This is a genomic window from Pseudoalteromonas sp. SIMBA_162 (assembly GCF_046535955.1).
In the GTDB taxonomy this organism is placed as follows: Bacteria; Pseudomonadota; Gammaproteobacteria; order Enterobacterales; family Alteromonadaceae; genus Pseudoalteromonas; species Pseudoalteromonas marina.
The window spans coordinates 1-252 of record NZ_JAWJBQ010000816.1; the positions used below are offsets into that span (position 1 = coordinate 1).

The following is a 252-nucleotide window of genomic DNA, read 5'->3' on the forward strand; positions in this document are numbered from 1 at the left end:
TGAAAACCCTGGGCTACAAGCCGGGGTTTTCGCTGTTCGACCCGGAGGATGCCAAGGCGCTGCTGCGGGATTTAATGAACAAGGATGCCCAGGTCGATGCCGAGCAGATTAACGCTGTGCAGGCCAAAATTTCGACCTGGAAAAACGACCTGGTGCTGCCTGGGGATGCGCTCTCGTTCGCGGCCGACGATGACGAGCACTTCGCCGCGCGCGTCTATGAAGCCTACGTTCGTCACCTGAAAGCCTACAACG

Annotated in this window: 1 protein-coding gene; it reads left to right on the forward strand. The window is 58.3% G+C overall.

Annotated elements, in window-relative coordinates:
* Positions 1 to 252, forward strand: a 252-nt coding sequence (locus tag R0J88_RS21955) for a UvrD-helicase domain-containing protein (protein ID WP_410901171.1), incomplete at both ends; no start/stop codon positions are given.